The 17,640-nt window shown below is 40.9% G+C and carries 17 protein-coding genes and 1 other RNA gene; 7 read left to right on the forward strand and 11 right to left on the reverse strand.

Annotated features, from left to right (window positions below; genetic code table 11):
- Window positions 1-3: 3 nt before the first annotated feature.
- Window positions 4-1,437, reverse strand: a complete 1,434-nt coding sequence (locus J0X14_RS16700; RefSeq protein WP_207099053.1) for an ATP-dependent RecD-like DNA helicase — start codon at window positions 1,435-1,437, stop codon at window positions 4-6.
- A gap of 108 nt (window positions 1,438-1,545) precedes the next feature.
- Here J0X14_RS16700 and J0X14_RS16705 point away from each other — a divergent pair, with 108 nt between their 5' ends.
- From J0X14_RS16705 to dgoD, 4 genes are all read left to right on the forward strand, one after another.
- A complete protein-coding gene (locus J0X14_RS16705) occupies window positions 1,546-2,280 on the forward strand; it encodes a hypothetical protein (RefSeq protein WP_242528071.1) in 735 nt (244 codons plus the stop codon).
- A complete protein-coding gene (locus J0X14_RS16710; protein WP_242528072.1) occupies window positions 2,261-3,094 on the forward strand; it encodes a DUF3822 family protein in 834 nt (277 codons plus the stop codon). The genes J0X14_RS16705 and J0X14_RS16710 overlap by 20 nt, the downstream gene beginning before the upstream one ends.
- On the forward strand, window positions 3,094-3,636 hold the full coding sequence (locus tag J0X14_RS16715) for an RsmD family RNA methyltransferase (protein ID WP_207098959.1): 543 nt from the start codon (window positions 3,094-3,096) through the stop codon (window positions 3,634-3,636). The genes J0X14_RS16710 and J0X14_RS16715 overlap by 1 nt, the downstream gene beginning before the upstream one ends.
- Window positions 3,637-3,733: 97 nt before the next feature.
- Window positions 3,734-5,059, forward strand: a complete 1,326-nt coding sequence (dgoD, locus tag J0X14_RS16720; RefSeq protein ID WP_207098960.1) for a galactonate dehydratase — start codon at window positions 3,734-3,736, stop codon at window positions 5,057-5,059.
- A gap of 22 nt (window positions 5,060-5,081) precedes the next feature.
- On the opposite strand, the gene rnpB is transcribed toward dgoD, so the two are convergent.
- Window positions 5,082-5,375: RNase P RNA component class A (rnpB, locus tag J0X14_RS16725), an RNA gene on the reverse strand.
- A 108-nt stretch (window positions 5,376-5,483) separates the two neighbouring features.
- On the opposite strand from rnpB, the gene J0X14_RS16730 reads away from it, so the two are divergent.
- Window positions 5,484-7,223: a DNA polymerase III subunit gamma/tau gene (locus J0X14_RS16730; protein ID WP_207098961.1), complete on the forward strand. Its 1,740-nt coding sequence runs from the start codon at window positions 5,484-5,486 to the stop codon at window positions 7,221-7,223.
- Window positions 7,224-7,276: 53 nt separating this feature from the next.
- The gene (locus tag J0X14_RS16735) at window positions 7,277-7,858 is read left to right on the forward strand and encodes a tRNA-(ms[2]io[6]A)-hydroxylase (protein ID WP_207098962.1); all 582 of its coding nucleotides are present in this window, start codon (window positions 7,277-7,279) and stop codon (window positions 7,856-7,858) included.
- Window position 7,859: 1 nt separating this feature from the next.
- On the opposite strand, the gene J0X14_RS16740 is transcribed toward J0X14_RS16735, so the two are convergent.
- The 9 genes from J0X14_RS16740 to rpsA form a co-directional block, all read right to left on the reverse strand.
- A complete protein-coding gene (locus J0X14_RS16740) occupies window positions 7,860-8,741 on the reverse strand; it encodes a Ppx/GppA phosphatase family protein (protein ID WP_207098963.1) in 882 nt (293 codons plus the stop codon).
- Between the two features lie 11 nt (window positions 8,742-8,752).
- Window positions 8,753-10,828, reverse strand: coding sequence for a polyphosphate kinase 1 (gene ppk1 / locus J0X14_RS16745; protein WP_207098964.1), 2,076 nt, complete (start codon window positions 10,826-10,828; stop codon window positions 8,753-8,755).
- Window positions 10,829-11,317, reverse strand: a complete 489-nt coding sequence (locus tag J0X14_RS16750) for a SixA phosphatase family protein (RefSeq protein WP_207098965.1) — start codon at window positions 11,315-11,317, stop codon at window positions 10,829-10,831.
- Between the two features lie 10 nt (window positions 11,318-11,327).
- A complete protein-coding gene (gene pdxH, locus J0X14_RS16755; protein ID WP_207098966.1) occupies window positions 11,328-11,975 on the reverse strand; it encodes a pyridoxamine 5'-phosphate oxidase in 648 nt (215 codons plus the stop codon).
- Window positions 11,976-12,070: 95 nt separating this feature from the next.
- A complete protein-coding gene (locus tag J0X14_RS16760; protein WP_207098967.1) occupies window positions 12,071-12,976 on the reverse strand; it encodes a ribonuclease Z in 906 nt (301 codons plus the stop codon).
- A gap of 170 nt (window positions 12,977-13,146) precedes the next feature.
- Window positions 13,147-13,479: a ribonuclease Z gene (locus J0X14_RS16765; RefSeq protein WP_207098968.1), complete on the reverse strand. Its 333-nt coding sequence runs from the start codon at window positions 13,477-13,479 to the stop codon at window positions 13,147-13,149.
- A 1-nt stretch (window position 13,480) separates the two neighbouring features.
- Window positions 13,481-14,407: an aspartate carbamoyltransferase catalytic subunit gene (locus J0X14_RS16770; RefSeq protein WP_207098969.1), complete on the reverse strand. Its 927-nt coding sequence runs from the start codon at window positions 14,405-14,407 to the stop codon at window positions 13,481-13,483.
- A 6-nt stretch (window positions 14,408-14,413) separates the two neighbouring features.
- Window positions 14,414-14,953 (reverse strand): bifunctional pyr operon transcriptional regulator/uracil phosphoribosyltransferase PyrR, encoded by a 540-nt coding sequence (gene pyrR, locus J0X14_RS16775; protein ID WP_207098970.1) that lies wholly within the window; start codon window positions 14,951-14,953, stop codon window positions 14,414-14,416.
- A 116-nt stretch (window positions 14,954-15,069) separates the two neighbouring features.
- The gene (rpsA, locus tag J0X14_RS16780; protein WP_207098971.1) at window positions 15,070-16,908 is read right to left on the reverse strand and encodes a 30S ribosomal protein S1; all 1,839 of its coding nucleotides are present in this window, start codon (window positions 16,906-16,908) and stop codon (window positions 15,070-15,072) included.
- Window positions 16,909-17,169: 261 nt separating this feature from the next.
- Here rpsA and J0X14_RS16785 point away from each other — a divergent pair, with 261 nt between their 5' ends.
- Entirely contained in the window at window positions 17,170-17,550 is a 381-nt protein-coding gene (locus J0X14_RS16785; protein ID WP_207098972.1) for a LysM peptidoglycan-binding domain-containing protein, read from the forward strand.
- Window positions 17,551-17,640 lie beyond the last annotated feature (90 nt).

Consider the following 17,640-nt stretch of genomic DNA (forward strand, 5'->3'; position numbering starts at 1 on the left):
TTCCTACTCAACAAAAAAATCATCTTTAAAACCAATTAAAAAGAGTTGTCGCTTGGCTCGGGTCACCGCTGTGTAGAGCCATCGTAGATAATCCTTGTCCACACCGTTGGGCAGATAAGGCTGTTCAACAAATACGGTATCCCATTGCCCTCCTTGCGATTTATGACAGGTAATGGCATAGGAAAATTTTACCTGCAGGGCATTGAAATACTTGTTGTTCTTCACCCCAAGAAACTTTTTATATTTTGATGTTTCATGGGCATAATCTTTCATTACTTCTTGATACAATCTATTGCCATCTTCATAGGAAAGTGATGGGGATTCCGCATTTATGGTGTCCAGCAACAGAACAGTTTCAAAAGGTTTTTGGTTGGGATAATCCACCATCTTCACCTTTACCTCGGCAAATGTAAAGCCATAGAGTTCTTTAATGGCGAAAAGCTCCAGTATCTCAATAATATCGCCGTTGGCAATAAAACCAGCTTCTGAACTGGCCTTCAACCAAAAATAGTTGTTCTTTACTACCATCATATAATCCCCAACCGCAATATCATTATCCAAAAAGAGAATCCGCTCCCTAATGTTTTGATTATACAGATTGGCTCTTTTGTTAGAACGTACAATGATTACCGTTTCCTCTTTGCCATTTTCGCTATAGGAGGAATCTATGGCTTCCTGTATCTCGGTGCCATCTATAAGTCGAACAATGTCCTTGAAAGGCCCGACTTCAAACTTAAAACCATCAAAAAATTGGGATTGTAATTGCTCCCTGAGGTTGGTGGCATTATACAATATCCCTGAATCATCGGTCTGCCGCATTACTTCATCCAACTCCAAAAACTTCACCTCCTTATTATAATTTAAAGAAAGTCGGTCTTCTTCCAATGCTGGACTTAGCTCCAATTTAACCGGGGGCAACTGTGCCGTGTCCCCAATCAAAACCAATTTGCAGTTATGCCCAGAATGCACATAAAACATAAGGTCGTCCAACAATGACCCATTTTCAAAAAGTTTGGAATCGGCAGGTGTATCCGGAATCATGGAAGCTTCATCGACTATAAAAATGGTGTTCCTGTGCTTGTTGGGGGCCAAGACAAATTGTACCCCTCCCCCAGACTGCTTTTTGGGAAAATAAATTTTCTTGTGAATGGTAAAAGCCTTGTTCCCTGAGTAAACCGACATCACTTTTGCAGCCCTCCCCGTTGGAGCCATGAGAATGGAGCCCATTCGTATTTTCCAAAGGCTGCTCACCATGGTAGCCACAATGGTGGTTTTTCCTGTACCGGCAAAGCCTTTTAAAAGGAAAATCTCGTCCTTTTTCCCATCTACCACAAAGTGGGCCAGTTTCTCCAAGGCGAGTTCCTGTTTTATGGTTGGAACATGGGGGAATTTTTTTGCTAGTATCGATAGGAAATTTGATGCTGTAGGCTTGTCCATAGGCATCTAAAGATAGCATGGTTTTTTAAAGCAAAAAGTTTCGTGATTAAAAAAAAATTGTAGATTTGTCTGTAACCACTAAATTAACTTAGAAAGACAATAGCAGATATGTTAAATTTAATCCTTATCGTAGTATTAATATGCCTTTTGACCATAGGCCTTGTATTCCTGATTGACAAGTTTTTACCTCAAAAAGTAAAGCCCATCCTTGTACTTGCTTTTGGACTTTTAAGCATTTTTCTGGGCTACAAAATTTACAAATCCATTAATGCCCCCATCGAATTCAACAAAGTAAGACAAGAAAGGTTTTCTGAAGTCATCACTAAACTTAAAGATATTAGGGATGCCCAAGAAGCTTACAAAACTGTAAATGGGAAATACGCTGACAACTTCAATAGCTTGATACAGTTCATCGATACGGGAAGTTATACCATTACCACGCAAAGGGATTCTTCCTTTATGCGATATGACAAAGTATATCAAATTGAACTTCAACAAGATACCATCATCATAGATACCCTTGGACAGGTAAAAGTGAAGGATTCTCTATTTGGAGCCGATGATAGTTATAAGAGCATGATGAACGTTCCTTACGGACAAAATGATGAAAAGTTTGAAATGAAAGCAGACATCATTGACAAAAGCGGATACAAAGCTCCCGTTTTTGAAGCCAAAGTAAAAAAGGATGTGGTGTTATATGACCAACCTGCAGATTTGCTGGCCAGGGAAAATGCCCATCAAAGTGTAGAGGAAGTCAACGGTACCGAAATAAAAGTAGGTTCCCTTACCGATGTAAGTACAAATGGTAACTGGCCTCCCATCTATGACCGAAAAAACAACTAGTATAGTACAGTCCAAAGAAAATAACACTTTTAAGAAATTGTCCATTCAAGTCGGCTTGAATGGACTTTCTTTTTGTGTACTGGACACTATTTCCAATAAAATCCTGGCTTTTGAGAAGGTAAGCTTTAAAACGCCCTCAACTCCCTATCTCATGCTCAAAGAGTTAAAAGCCATCATCAACCAGAAAAGTGATATTGGAACAGATTTTTCCGAAGTAGTGGTCATCCACAAGAACACCATGTTCAGTTTGGTGCCAAAACCCCTTTTCAATGCAGAGGAACTGCCCAACTATTTAAAGTTCAATGCCAAGATCATGGCAACCGATCTTATCGCCTTTGATGAAATTCCAAATCAAGAAATTGTAAATGTCTACGTGCCCTACACCAATATTAACAACTACATCTTCGACATTTTTGGCGAATTCGAATTTAAGCACAGCGGTACCGTCCTAATCAATACATTGCTGAACCAAGCAAGAATTTCTTCGGAACCGATTTGCTATGTGCAAGTTTCTGAAAAGGAAATGGAAATGATGGTGGTGGCTGAGAAAAAGCTCATCTTCTATAATCAGTTTGAGTTCAAGACCAAAGAGGATTTTTTGTACTACCTGCTCTTCAGTTTTGAACAGTTGCAAATGGACCCTGAAAAAATCCAACTCAAGTTGTTTGGCACCATTGAGGAAGGAGACCCGGTCTACAATTTATGCTACCAATACGTAAAACATATTTCTGTGTTTGTTCCGCACAATCCGTCATTTCCTTTAGACGAATTGGAGAACGATGCCATTGATTTCTCAATATTGAGTGCACTATAATGCGGATTATTTCGGGAAAATATAAAGGCAAAAGACTTAGTGCTCCAAAGAAACTTCCAGTTCGCCCAACCACCGATATGGCCAAAGAAGGGCTCTTTAACATCCTTAACAATCGATTTTATCTGGATGAACTCAACGTATTGGACCTTTTCTCGGGTACGGGGAACATCAGTTTTGAATTTGCCTCAAGAGGTTCGGAGGAAATAACGGCCGTAGACAGCTATGCAGGTTGTGTTCAATACATTTCCAAAACCGCAAAAGAACTCGATTTTCCTATTACCTCTATTAAATCTGATGTGTTTAAATTTTTGGAGCGGACCCCTGAAAAATTCAACCTCATTTTTGCTGACCCTCCTTATAGTTTTGAGACCGCACAATTTTTAGCCATTGCCAATCTTGTTTTTCAAAATGAATTATTAAAAGAAGATGGTCTTTTGGTAATTGAGCATTCCGATCAAACGGATTTATCCGAACACTCCCATTTTGTAGAGAGCCGAAAATACGGCGGTAGTATATTCAGCTTTTTTACCATTGCTGAATAAGAAAGCTAACATTTATTCTTTACTTTTAGGTTATACAGATTATATTTCTCTCATAATCATGTGTTTAATTCTTAAAAATAATATAACCTTACCAAAAATGAAAAAGGACTTTTCTCGAAGAAATTGGCTTAAAAATATGACTGCAGGTATGGCTGGGCTTTTGGTTACAGAACAACTTGTTGGTCAACCTATAAAATATTCTGAAGCCGGCAATACGTTTAATGTCAACAAAGCGCTTATATCTCCTAAAGACCCTATAAAAATTACCAAATTGGAAATCATTCCTGTACATACCTTACGTACAATTTTTGTGAAAATGCACACTGACGTCGGTATTGTTGGTATTGGTGAAGGAACCGTTGAGGGGCGTATACCCACAACTATGGCTGCCATAAAAGAATTGGAAAAATACCTAATTGGAAAAGACCCAAGAAAACCGGCGCATCATTGGCAAGCCATATACCGTCATGCATTCTACCGAGGAGGCATTGTTCTTACCAGTGCCTTATCTGCAGTTGACATAGCCATGTGGGACATTAAAGGAAAAGCACTCGGAGTTCCTGTATATGAGTTACTTGGAGGTCCAAGCAGGCATAGAGTACGGGTATATGGGCAGGCCGGTACTCCCGAAGGAGCACAAAAAGTGATTGACGAAGGATATACATCCATGAAAGTGGGAGTTACATACAGTCGTGGTAGACTGTCTCGTTACGTAGAGAATCCAGATTTTGTAAAAGGAGTTGTGGAGAATATTGCTGCTATTAGAGATGTCATTGGCCCAAAAGTGGATATGGGAATTGAACTACATGGAGATCATTCGCCACAAACTTCTATGATTTTGATTAAGGCCTTGGAACAATTTCAGCCCTGGTTTTATGAAGAACCAATTCAGTTTCAAAACCTTCCCTTAATGGCAGAAATGGCCAAAAAGACACATATTCCTTTTGCAACGGGTGAACGAATGGTTACAAAATGGCAGTTTAGAGAATTACTGTCATTGGGCTCCGCTTCTATTCTTCAACCAGATATAACACATTGTGGCGGTATTACAGAACTCAAAGCTATTTCATCACTTGCTGAAGCTTTCTATGCAGCCATGTTACCCCATGCCAAAGAAGGCATTGTTGGAGCTGTAGCATCTTTACATGTCGTAGCCAGTATTCCCAATCTATTGGCACACGAATTACCTAATCTTCAAGCAGCTCCAGATGATGGTGTAGAACGTAGTTCTCTTGGGAAAAGTTACATTAAAAAACCATTGGTAATGGATGATGATGGCCATATTTCCTTAGCAGGAAACATAGATGGCCCAGGTCTTGGGCTTGAATTGGATGATGATTTAGTAGAAAATGAACGTGGAGTAGAAGAATGGGAATTTCCTGAAATGTGGGACAGTTTTGATGGCTCAGTAATTGACCACTGAGATAACTGTTTTTAAATTTTCAATAAAAAGCAGGCCATAAGCCGGATTCTGTCGAGCCTTATCATTTATCTAGACTTTTGGTTGCCCAAAAGCTCTAACCGCCTACCCTCCAGCTTGGGCGTGCAGCCCTCAAAACGCTGGTTTACGTGACGTTTCACCGCATAGAGTTTACCTGATTTCACTACAGCCGAACTGTACATCCTTTCTGTTGCACTTGTCCTCGCCTTTCGGCGGACGGGCGTTACCCGCTATGCCGCACTATGGTGTCCGGACTTTCCTCCCCAATAGCTATCGGAGCGATAAGGTGGCCTGCTGGCCGCAAAGGTAACCTAATTGTTAATAAAAAAAGGTGATCTAGGTTGCAGACAAGTCACTTTGCACGTTCCTATTTTTATATTTGTAGTAATACAACTTTTCCCAGATTTTGGAACCTTTTGTAGTATCAGCGAGGAAGTACCGCCCCCAAACATTTAAAGATGTTGTGGGCCAGGAGTCCATTACCAATACCCTGCTGAACGCCATTGAGAACAACCATTTGGCGCAAGCCTTATTGTTTTGTGGCCCAAGAGGTGTTGGAAAGACTACTTGTGCCCGGATTTTGGCCAAAAAAATCAATCAAGATGGTACCGAACGGGAAGACGAGGATTTTGCCTTCAATATTTTTGAGTTGGATGCCGCTTCCAATAATTCCGTGGATGACATCCGAAGTCTTATCGACCAAGTTCGCATTCCTCCACAAGTGGGCAAATACAAGGTCTATATCATTGACGAGGTACACATGTTGTCCCAATCGGCCTTCAATGCCTTTTTGAAGACCCTAGAGGAACCACCCAAGCATGCCATTTTTATCTTGGCCACCACGGAAAAGCACAAGATTATCCCTACCATCCTGTCTCGTTGTCAAATCTTTGATTTTAAACGAATCACCGTAAAGGATGCAGCAGATTACCTAAAATATATCGCCGAGCAGCAAGGGGTGGAAGCTGAAGAAAGTGCGCTCCACATCATTGCACAAAAAGCAGATGGTGCCATGCGGGATGCACTCTCCATCTTTGACCGAGTGGTAAGTTTTTCGGGAAAGCAATTGACTCGAAAAGCCGTAACGGACAATCTCAATGTGCTGGATTATGATACCTACTTTTCGGCAACAGATTTGATTTTGGAGAACAAAATTCCAGAATTATTGATGCTTTTCAATAAAACATTGTCCCTTGGTTTTGACGGTCATCATTTTATTACTGGGTTAGCTTCCCATTTTAGGGATCTAATGGTATGTCAGCATCCTGATACCCTTCCCTTATTGGAGGTGGGCGAAGATGTGCAGCAGCAGTACCAAGAGCAGGCGAAAAAAACATCAAAAGATTTCTTATTGAATGCCATTGATATGGCCAATGATTGTGATCTTCAATATAAGAGCAGTAAAAATCAGCGGTTGCTAGTGGAACTCACCTTAATGAAATTGGCATCCATCACTTATGATGGAGAAAAAAAAAACGCTAATTTCATAATCCCCGCTTCCCATTTTACTTCTAATTCCACCAAAAATGGAACAGTGGCACCCAAAACAAATGGCACTGCCCCAAAAGAAGTTGAAAAAAACAACGAAGAAGTGGCGCTTGAAGTAGCTGAACCCCAAGTAGCTATAGTTCAAGAACCCAAGGAAAATTATCAGCCTACCAAAAAGATACAGATTAAGACGCCTGAAAAAAGAGTCTCTGGACTATCCCTATCCAGCATTAAAGCAAAAAAGGCCCACGAACAGACCAAGACACCGGATGTACCCCATGAGGAGCTACCAAGTGAGTCCTTCACTGAGGGCGATATGCAACAACATTGGGATGATTTTGTCCATATTCTTGAAGGCAAAGGGCGTAAAATCTTGGCCAGCAACCTTCAAACCGATGTACCCAAGTTAAAAAACGAAAACACCATTTGGATTGAGCTGCCCAATAACACCATGAAAAAGGAAGTGGAGCGGGAACAGAGTTTAATGCTGGATCATCTCAAACAAAAACTAAACAACTACTCCATTACACTGCATATTACCGTAAATGAAGAAGTTGCCAAGAAATTCGCCTTTACCCCACAGGAGAAATATGAGAAATTAAAGGAAAAAAATCCTGCCATAGACCTTTTGCGAAAAGAGTTTGATCTTGATTTCTAAGCTGCTTGCAGCAATACTGCTATCTTTGCATCACAGAATACAAATCCAAAAACATGTTAGGGCTAAAACTACCTACGGACCCAAGATGGGTGAACATTGTTGAAAAAAATATCGAGGAAATCCTAACCGATCATGCTTATTGCGAGCAAAAAGCAGCCAGCACGGCTATATCGCTCATCATCGGTTTTCCAGAAAAATCAGAATTGGTAAAGGAAATGACGGCTTTGGCCCGCGAAGAAATGGGGCATTTTAACATGGTTCATGACAAAATTTTAAAGCGAGGTTGGGTCTTGGGACGAGAACGTAAGGATGAATATGTTTTGGAGCTGATGAAATTTTTTCCAAAAGGCGGGAGTCGTGATATGCACTTGGTGCACAAACTCCTATACGCAGCCTTAATTGAAGCCCGAAGCTGTGAACGGTTCCGGTTACTTTCAGAAGAAATTCAAGATGAAGAACTCTCCGAGTTTTATCGCAGCTTAATGGCCAGTGAAGCCAATCACTATACCATGTTCTTGAAATTTGCCCGCAAATATGGAAACAAGGAAGAAGTAGACCAAAAATGGCAAGACCTTCTGGAGTACGAAGCCACTCTCATGAAAGACTTGGGCAGGAAAGAAACCATGCACGGTTAATTTACTGGTAGTACAGCGTCTTTATCATTCCGTCTGCAAGACCAATTTTGGGAACGTGTATTTTCTTTGCTTTGCTCCATTTGGCTGCATTCAAAAAGATTTTGGTCGCAGGTATGATAACATCCGCCCTGTCTTGGTTCAACCCCAATTCCGAGATACGATCTTCATAATCCATGCTGTTCAAAAAGTGGTATTGGGCATTCAACCAAATGTAGGACAACGGCTGTCCCACTTTTCTTCCCGACATTTTATGCAGTTTGTTGATGTTCCCCCCTGAACCAATGATTTCTACCTTGTTTTCCACGTTCATGTTGGAGGTAATCCACAGTTTTATTTCGTCCCATACCGTATCCTTCACCAAATCGTTGAGTATACGAACGGTTCCAATTTCAAATGACCGGGACATGATGGGTTTTCCTTTATCAAAAATGGTGAATTCGGTACTTCCGCCCCCAACATCAACATAGAGATAGAATCGGTCACTTTTGATAAGGTCCTTTAAATCCGTGGAAGCAATAATGGAAGCCTCCATTTTACCATCAATAATCTGAATTTGCACTCCGGACTCCTTTTGGACTTTCTCAATGACTTCTTGTCCATTTTTAGCCTCCCGTAAAGCCGATGTGGCACAGGCCATATATTTTTCCACACCATAAACTTGCATCAACAAGTCGAACGAACGCATGGTTTTTATCAATCGGTCTAGATTTCTTTCTGAAATTTCACCCCTTAAAAATGAATCTTCGCCCAAACGAACGGGTACCCGAACCAGCTCACTTTTTTTGAATGCTGTTGGTTTTTCTGCATGTTCAATAACGTTATGAATCAACAACCTTATGGCGTTTGACCCAATATCAATAGCAGCAAATTTTCGTATGTTCAATTTGGGAAGTATTAGGATTCCAGCTTCTTTTGATAATAGTAGTACATCTCAAATTGAGACCTTAGCTCAGGTTCGTTCTCTCCTCTTTTTCTATAGGCATTGTCCTGTTTATCCGAAAAAATCCTAGCTTTTAGATTGTCTCTCCAAGAAATATCAAAGGTATCCAACAATTCTTGGCGAATATCTGGATCATAAATGGGACAGCCCACTTCTACCCTAAAGTCAAGGTTACGGGTCATCCAATCTGCTGATGAAATATAAATTTTGGGGTCGCCACCGTTCCCAAAAATAAACAGGCGGGGATGCTCCAAGAATTTGTCCACAACACTTATGGCCTCAATATTCTCGCTCATACCCTCAACTCCAGGAATAAGACAACATATTCCTCTTACAATCATTTGTATTTTGACCCCAGCTCTGCTTGCCTCATACAGTTTGTCCACCATTTTATATGATGTAAGACTATTCATTTTTATTTTGATATACGCTTCCCTTCCAGCGTGGGCATTGTCAATCTCTTTATCAATAAGTTTTATAAAAGTGGATTTGGTGTAATGTGGCGATACAATTAAGTGCTTGTATTTATTGATTTTGTAATTGGTTTCAAAAAAGGCAAACACTTTACTCATGTCCTTTAAGATGCCTTCATGGGCCGTGAACAAGGTATAATCGGTATAAATTTTAGCAGTGGACTCGTTAAAGTTACCTGTACTGATAAAACCGTAGCGTTTCATCCCTTCGGCCTCTTCCCGTTCAATCATGCATATTTTGCTATGCACCTTTAACCCTGATACACCAAAAATCAATCGAATGCCCTCGGCTTGCAATTGGTTGGCGTATTCAATATTGGCCTGCTCATCAAAACGGGCCTGCAGTTCTATCTGTACGGTAACCTGTTTTCCATTTTTTACGGCATTGATTAGCGCAGAGGCAATCTGACTGTCACTTGCCAATCGATATACCGTAATTTGAATGGTCCGAACCTTGGGGTCCAAGGCGGCTTCCCGCAAAAATTTGGTGACATAACTGAAGGTATGATACGGGGCATAGATCATATAGTCTTTATGGGCGATCATCTCCAAAAGACTTCCCTTCATGCTCAGCCCCTTTACAGGCAATGGTTCAATTTTTTCGTACATGAGATCATACCGCCCCAAGCTGGGGAAGCCCATGTAATCCCTTCTGTTATGGTAACGGCCTCCAGGAATAACACTATCCGTTCCCATGATATCCATTTTTTCCTTTAGGAACTGGAGTGTATCCTTATCGATTTTTTTATCATACACGAATCGCACCGGATCGCTTATTTTTCTGTGCTCTACACTGGATGATATTTTCTCAATAAAGCTTTTACTAAGGTCATTATCGATATCCAGCTCTGCATCTCGTGTAATTTTGATCATGTGTGCCGAAATGGACTCAAACTCGAACATCGTGAAGACATTATCCAAGCAAAAACGGATAAGATCATCCAAAATAATGATGTAGTTCTTGTCTCCTTCTTTGGGCAGTACCACGAATCGGTCTATCCCTTTTGGTATCTCAATTAGTGCATACCTATTGTGCTTACCATTTCCAGAACCGTTTTTCATCACAATCTTTACCGCCAAATAAGCCGCGGTATCCTTTAGCAAGGGAAATTCGGTAAGGTCGTTTAAGATGATGGTCATCAATTCCTGATTGACCTTGCTAAAGAAATAGTCCCGAATAAACTCTGCCTGACTTTCACTTACCTCATTCTCGTCAATGATGAAAATATTCTCGGCACTGAGTTCTTTTTCAATTTTTGTGAAAATTTCAAGGCTACGGGCCTGCTGCGCAATCACAATTTTGGTGATTTCTTCCAGAAGATCCTTGGCTCGCTCCCCTCCCAAAACACTTTTACCTGTTTTTCCGGCATCAACAATACGTTTAACAGTGGCGTATCGCACCTTAAAAAACTCATCGAGGTTGTTACTGAAAATCCCCAGAAACCGAAGACGATCAATCAGTGGCACATTGGGGTCATTACATTCCTGCAACACGCGGGCATTAAAATGCAACCAACTGATTTCCCTGTTTATATACTCATTCTTTGTTTTGACCATTTATTGTTTTAAGTCTTTTGGAAAGATTGTTTTTTTGGTGGTTCCCTTTGAAATTTTGGACCAATCTTCTACATCGAATAGAATGTGGACCAGTCCTGCTGTGGGAACGTTCTCAATATACAGATCTCCCCAAGTATTCGCAAGTGATGTAAAGGCATAATTGTGTCCAAAAATGGCCACGGTTTCCCATTGGTTGTCCAACTGTTTCACAAAGGCTTCCACGCTATCTCCTGAAAAGTCATAAAGGTGCTTATCTACCTTGAACTGATTGAGATCAAAACCCAAATCCCGGAGAAAAATCTGACTGGTATGCAAAGCTCTATTGGCAGGGCTCGAACAAGCAAAATCTATGGTAGGGGCAATCTCATCAAATGCCTTTGCCACCAAATGGGCGTCTTTGATCCCTCTTTCTTGTAGTGGTCTATCCTTGTCCGACACCTCATACTCCCATGAGGATTTTCCGTGCCGCATTAGTATCAATTGTTTCATTTGTATTGAATTAGGGTGCTAAACGTTCAATCTTCCAATCATAATCCTCTTGAAGGGTATATCTGATTCGATCGTGCAATCTATTGGGGCGTCCTTGCCAAAATTCAATGGAAATGGGCCGCACCAAATACCCGCCCCAATGTTTTGGTCTTTCAATGGACTTACCTTCATAGTGTTTTTCCAAGGCCTCCAGTTCCTTCTCCAAAGCTTCACGAGATCCAATGACCTCACTTTGATTGGAAACTACAGCGCCCAATTGACTTCCTACAGGCCGTGATTCAAAATAACCGTCTGAAAGGTTCTCGGCCACTTTTTCAGCCGTACCTTTAATGATGACCTGCCGTTCCATATTGGGCCAAAAAAAGGAGAGACAAACTGAAGGATTCTTGCTTATCGCCCGCCCTTTTTCGCTATTGTAGTTGGTGTAAAAAATAAACCCTTCGTGGGTATACTTTTTGAGCAAGACCACCCGATTCTTTGGAAAACCGTCCAAACCAATGGTTGAAATGGTCATGGCATTGGTTTCGTCAACCCCATCGGTTGCCTCTACCTCGTAAAACCACTTTTGAAACTGCTCAAGGGGATTCTCCTTAACAGTATCCTCTGTCAAGCTGCTTTTCTCGTAGGATTTTCTATAGTTGCCCAAGTTATTTTGCATGATGTGAATTTCGGTAAAATTCAAATGGCAACAAAAGATAGGCCTGTAAAAAGAATGCTTTTTGTTTTATGATATGACAGCTGCCCTAGATCTCATCAAATTTCAAAGATTTTACCATCATCGGCCAACTCCACATTAGGAAAAACCTGTAGGGCTTCTTCCCTAAAAAGTTCCAAAGATTTGTATCGAGTGGAATAATGACCTAGGATAAGTGTGCCCACCTTAGCTTGTTTAGCAATTTGGGCCGCCTGTTTTGCTGTGGAGTGTTTTGTTTTAGTAGACAGATGCGTCTCGGTCTCCAAAAAAGTGGATTCATGGTACAACATATCCACATTTTTTATGATGGGGACAATAGATTCTTTATATACCGTATCACTACAAAACGCATAACTTTTAGGCTTGGGAGGAGGCAATGTGATTTGTTTGTTGGGAATAAGCTCTCCATTTTCGGATACCCCATCTGCCCCATTTTTGATGTTATTGAACTGACTCTTATCTATCCTATATTTTTTGGCCATTTCTATATCCAAAGTTCGTGGAGCTGGCTTTTCTTGAAATAGAAATCCGTTGGTATACACCCTATGGTCTAAAGGAATGGTACGCACACTTATTTTCTCATCCTCGAACAACAATTCAGATTCCTTCGACTCCAATTCATGAAAAACAAGCGGATAATTGGTCCAGCTGTCCCCTAATTTAAGAAACAGTGTAATGGCCTCCTTGATGCCTTTTGGTCCATAAATGTGCAGTTCGCTCTCCCGCCCCAGAAGTCGAAATGTGGAAACCAGTCCTGGCAGGCCAAAAAAATGGTCGCCATGCAAATGGGAAATAAAAATATGTTTAATCCGAGAAAACTTAACCTTATATTTTCGCAACTGTACTTGGGTACCTTCACCACAATCAATCAGAAAAAGATGATTCTTGGTTTCAAGCACCTGAGAGGTCGGGTTGGTAAACGTTCTTGGTGTTGCAGAGTAACAACCCAGTATTGTAAGTTTCACAAATTATGGAAAAATTAAAAACGGAAAGTTACTAATTGCATTTGGAAAATAGATAGTTGGATGGTTAGTTTCTTGGAAAGCAAGAATCAAGAGGCAAGAGACAAGAATCAAGAGGCAAGGCCAAGAGTCTTTCTTCTTTTATCTTTTGTCTTTTGTCTTTTGTCTTTTGTCTATATTCCAAGATCGCGTTCTATTTCTTCCATCTCAATAAGGTCTTTGGCCTCTTGAATAGTGGGTACCACACTGATTTCATCCGGAACTTCATCATAGGTAACCTTGTCGGTGACCAAAACAAAGGATTGTCCGGCACCTTTATGAGTGTTGGAAATATCCAAGAACTCCAAAATATCAGCCTCTGTGAGCTTTTTGAAAGAAAAGAGATTAATAATAATATTATCGTGCTTGATTTTGGGATAGGCGTTGTTCAAATTTTCCATGAAGGTTGAAAGTGAGGTTTTCTCTTGAAAAACGATAGTGGTTGTGCCTTCTTTGTCGAAAATCATACTACTTGATTTTTGAAGCCAATAAATATAGTACTGCCATACGGATGGCCACTCCATTTTCCACTTGGTGCAGAATTATGGATTGGTCAGAATCCGCTACATCACTTGTAATCTCCACCCCCCTATTGATTGGACCGGGGTGCATGATCACAATTTGTTTGTCCAAGCTGTCCAGCAGCTGTTTGTTCACCCCAAATTGTTGGGTATACTCTCGAGTGGAAGGGAAATAACTGATGTCCATCCGCTCATTCTGTATGCGGAGCATATTGGCCACATCGCACCATTCCAATGCTTTTCTAAGATTGGTCTCCACAGTAACCCCTAGCGATTCAATATGCTTTGGGATGAGGGTCTTGGGGCCACAGACCTTAACATTCGCACCTTGTAATTTTAGGGCAAAAATATTGGAGAGTGCTACTCTAGAATGCAGAATATCACCCACAATCACCACATTTTTACCACCTACATCCCCAAACTTCTCGCGTATGGAATACGAATCCAACAGTGCTTGGGTGGGGTGTTCATGGGCTCCATCACCCGCATTGACAATGGATGCCTTTACATGTTTTGAAAGGAATATCCCTGCTCCGGGATTGGGATGGCGCATCACCACCATATCCACTTTCATGGAAAGGATATTGTTGACCGTATCGATGAGGGTCTCCCCTTTTTTTACCGAAGATGATGCCGCAGAGAAATTGACCACATCCGCGGACAAACGTTTCTCAGCGAGCTCAAAGGACAATCGGGTTCGGGTACTGTTTTCAAAAAAGATATTGGCAATAGTAATATCCCGTAGGGTGGGCACCTTTTTAATGGATCGATTGATAACCTCCTTAAAATGGTCTGCGGTTTCAAAAATGAGTGCGATATCCTTTTTGTTCAGATACTTTATTCCCAGCAAGTGGTTTACACTCAATTCGCTCATTTCAAATTATTTACTTACTAAATATACACTGTCCTCTCCATCATGCTCCGCCCACATCACCTTTACTTTTTCTTCGTTTATGGCATCCACTTGCCTACCCCTATAATTGGGTTGAATGGGTAAATGTCTACTGAAACGACGGTCAATCAATGTCAATAATTCTATGCTTTTGGGTCTTCCAAAGGACTGAATCGCCGTTAATGCTGCCCGTATACTTCGTCCTGTGTAGAGCACATCATCAATAAAGACCACTTTTTTATCTTCGACCAAAAAGTTCATTTTGGTGGAGTTAGCTTTCAAGATTTTATCCCCTCTTCCAAAATCATCCCTAAAAAAGGTAATATCCAAAAATCCGAGGGGTATATCTTTTACTTTGTAATCCTCTTTCAGGATTTTAGCGAGCCGTTCAGCCAAAAAAATACCTCTTGGCTGAATGCCAATAAGGGCCGTATTCGAAAAATCTAAATGGTTTTCCAACAGTTGACAAGCCAACCGGTGCAGTATGATGTTGATCTCTTTTGAAGTAAGCAGTACTCTTTGACTCATATGCTGTGCAACCGACTCTGTTGAATGCAAAAGTAAGCAATTCTTTAGAATGCAAAAGGCATAAAAAAACCCCGACTGTTACCAGCGGGGTTTCTCCTCTATTTATGAAAACCTGATTACTTTTTCTTGGAATCAGCTTCCATTTTATCCTTCAATGCTTGCAATTGTGAATTGGCATCACCAAGGGTTGGTGCAGCTTCATCTGAAGCGGACGATCTTTTCTTGGCAGCTTTTACATTTCGCTCTTCTTGCTCTCTAAAGATTGCGGTATGGCTTGCCACAACTCGCTTAAAGTCTTTATTGAACTCGATGATCTTGAATTCTGCTTGTTCACCTTTTACAAGTTTCTTACCATCTTCTTTTTCCAAATGACGTGATGGAACAAATCCAACAATATCCTCATTGAAATCAATGGTAGCTCCCTTGTCCACAATCTCCGCAATGGCAGCTTTATGAACAGTTCCTTCAGCAAACTCCTCGGAATATTTGTCCCAAGGGTTCTCAGTGGTCTGCTTGTGACCCAAGCTCAACTTGCGACCTTCTACGTCCAATTCCAATACTTCAACTTCCAAAGTGTCACCAACGGTAACAAACTCAGATGGATGCTTGATTTTCTTGGTCCAAGAAAGGTCAGAGATGTAGATCAAACCGTCTATTCCTTCTTCCAACTCAACAAAAACACCAAAGTTGGTAAAGTTTCTAACGATTCCTTTGTGTTTAGATCCAACAGGATATTTGGAAGTGATATCGGTCCATGGGTCTGGAGTCAATTGCTTGATACCCAAAGACATTTTACGATCTTCACGATCCAAGGTCAAAACAACCGCTTCAACTTCATCACCCACATTTACGAAATCCTGGGCGGAACGCAAGTGCGTTGACCAAGACATTTCTGAAACGTGGATCAAACCTTCAACACCTTCAGCAACTTCGATAAAGGCACCGTAATCTGCGATTACAACAACCTTACCTTTTACTTTGTCACCTACTTTGATCTCATCCCCAAGGGCATCCCAAGGGTGTTTCTCCAATTGCTTAAGACCCAATTGGATTCTTGATTTATTGTCATCAAAGTCAAGGATAACCACATTCAATTTTTGATCCAACTCAACAACTTCGTTGGGGTGGTTGATACGGCTCCAAGAAAGGTCGGTAATGTGAACCAATCCGTCCACACCGCCAAGGTCGATAAATACACCGTAAGATGTAATGTTCTTGACGATACCTTCCAAAACTTGGCCTTTTTCCAATTGACCAATGATTTCTTTTTTCTGCTCTTCGATATCGGCCTCAATCAACGCTTTGTGCGATACCACTACGTTTTTGAACTCGTGGTTGATCTTCACAACTTTGAACTCCATGGTCTTCCCTACATACTGATCGTAGTCACGGATAGGCTTCACATCAATTTGAGAACCTGGCAAGAACGCTTCAATTCCAAAAACGTCAACGATCATACCACCTTTGGTTCTACATTTTACGAAACCGGTAACGATTTCTTCTTTGTCATGAGCGTTGTTCACACGCTCCCAAGCTTTGATGGTCCTAGCTTTTCTGTGGGACAATACCAATTGACCGGTCTTGTCTTCACGGATATCGATAAGTACCTCAACTTTGTCACCCACCTTAAGATCAGGATTGTAACGGAACTCGTTCAACGAAATAACACCCTCAGACTTTGCGTTGATGTCGATGATCGCTTCACGATCGGTCATGTGAACCACTTTTCCTTCCACTACTTCCTCATCGGCAGTGTCCACAAAATTTTCCTCTACAAGTGTTTCAAATTCCTTGAGCTTTTTGTCATCTACACGCTCAATTCCTTCTTCGTACTTTTCCCAATCAAAATTCTCAAGATACTCCTGTGGGTCTTGTTGGGGTTGGGTTTCTTTTTTTACTTCTGGTGCTGCAACAGTTTCTTCAACTTCTGCAACGTTTGTTTTTTCTTCAGCCATGTGCTGACATAAAATTTGTATTCCACGTTTTTATAAGAGTTGAGCAATTACCGTGAAAGTGGTTTTTATCTTTGTTTTCAGTTCCTTTTTTCCTCTTACTGCTTTGCTAAAAAAGGAGTGCAAAAATACAATTAAATTCTTGATTCACAAAGCATCTGCCCAAAACGTTTGATTTCCAGAAAGTATTACAAAAATTTAATAGTGGAATGTTGCCATAATGGTTATCTTGAGAGTCTAATTGTTAACTATAAAATTTGTGTTATGAGTGTAAAAGCAAAGTATCAGCCCGTATTGGATCTAGGTGAAAAATTAGCCATAAAAAACGGAGACGTTAATGAAGAAGGTGGCGTGTTGAAGATAAAAGGAGAAGCGGCCACCCAGTATGAGAAAAACCTATTGTGGGATAAAATCAAGGAGATTGGTGGACAAAGTCCAAGCGACATCAAAGCCAACATTACCGTGGCCGATGATTCTGTCTATGCACGGCATACCGTAAAAAGCGGAGAATCCTTGAGTAAGATTGCCAAGCATTATTATGGCGACCCCATGAAATACAAGCAAATCTTTGAGGCAAATACAAATATTTTAAAGAACCCAGATTTGATCCACCCGGATCAGGTGTTGGTAATTCCGAATTTGTAAAACAAGTGTCAGTTCGAGCGCAGTCGAGAACTCATTAACATCTCGACTGTGCTCGATGCGACATTACAATACTAAAGGCGCCCAAGGGCG

This window comes from Allomuricauda sp. CAU 1633, from assembly GCF_017313225.1.
Taxonomy (GTDB): domain Bacteria; phylum Bacteroidota; class Bacteroidia; order Flavobacteriales; family Flavobacteriaceae; genus Flagellimonas.

What these genes read in the sequence shown, in the direction of transcription:
- J0X14_RS16700 (WP_207099053.1), bottom strand. Translation starts at nt 1,437, where the DNA reads ATGGACAAGCCTACAGCATCAAATTTCCTATCGATACTAGCAAAAAAA.
- J0X14_RS16705 (WP_242528071.1), top strand. Translation starts at nt 1,546, where the DNA reads ATGTTAAATTTAATCCTTATCGTAGTATTAATATGCCTTTTGACCATA.
- J0X14_RS16710 (WP_242528072.1), top strand. Translation starts at nt 2,261, where the DNA reads ATGACCGAAAAAACAACTAGTATAGTACAGTCCAAAGAAAATAACACT.
- J0X14_RS16715 (WP_207098959.1), top strand. Translation starts at nt 3,094, where the DNA reads ATGCGGATTATTTCGGGAAAATATAAAGGCAAAAGACTTAGTGCTCCA.
- dgoD (WP_207098960.1), top strand. Translation starts at nt 3,734, where the DNA reads ATGAAAAAGGACTTTTCTCGAAGAAATTGGCTTAAAAATATGACTGCA.
- J0X14_RS16735 (WP_207098962.1), top strand. Translation starts at nt 7,277, where the DNA reads ATGTTAGGGCTAAAACTACCTACGGACCCAAGATGGGTGAACATTGTT.
- ppk1 (WP_207098964.1), bottom strand. Translation starts at nt 10,828, where the DNA reads ATGGTCAAAACAAAGAATGAGTATATAAACAGGGAAATCAGTTGGTTG.
- J0X14_RS16750 (WP_207098965.1), bottom strand. Translation starts at nt 11,317, where the DNA reads ATGAAACAATTGATACTAATGCGGCACGGAAAATCCTCATGGGAGTAT.
- pdxH (WP_207098966.1), bottom strand. Translation starts at nt 11,975, where the DNA reads ATGCAAAATAACTTGGGCAACTATAGAAAATCCTACGAGAAAAGCAGC.
- J0X14_RS16765 (WP_207098968.1), bottom strand. Translation starts at nt 13,479, where the DNA reads ATGATTTTCGACAAAGAAGGCACAACCACTATCGTTTTTCAAGAGAAA.
- J0X14_RS16770 (WP_207098969.1), bottom strand. Translation starts at nt 14,407, where the DNA reads ATGAGCGAATTGAGTGTAAACCACTTGCTGGGAATAAAGTATCTGAAC.
- pyrR (WP_207098970.1), bottom strand. Translation starts at nt 14,953, where the DNA reads ATGAGTCAAAGAGTACTGCTTACTTCAAAAGAGATCAACATCATACTG.
- rpsA (WP_207098971.1), bottom strand. Translation starts at nt 16,908, where the DNA reads ATGGCTGAAGAAAAAACAAACGTTGCAGAAGTTGAAGAAACTGTTGCA.
- J0X14_RS16785 (WP_207098972.1), top strand. Translation starts at nt 17,170, where the DNA reads ATGAGTGTAAAAGCAAAGTATCAGCCCGTATTGGATCTAGGTGAAAAA.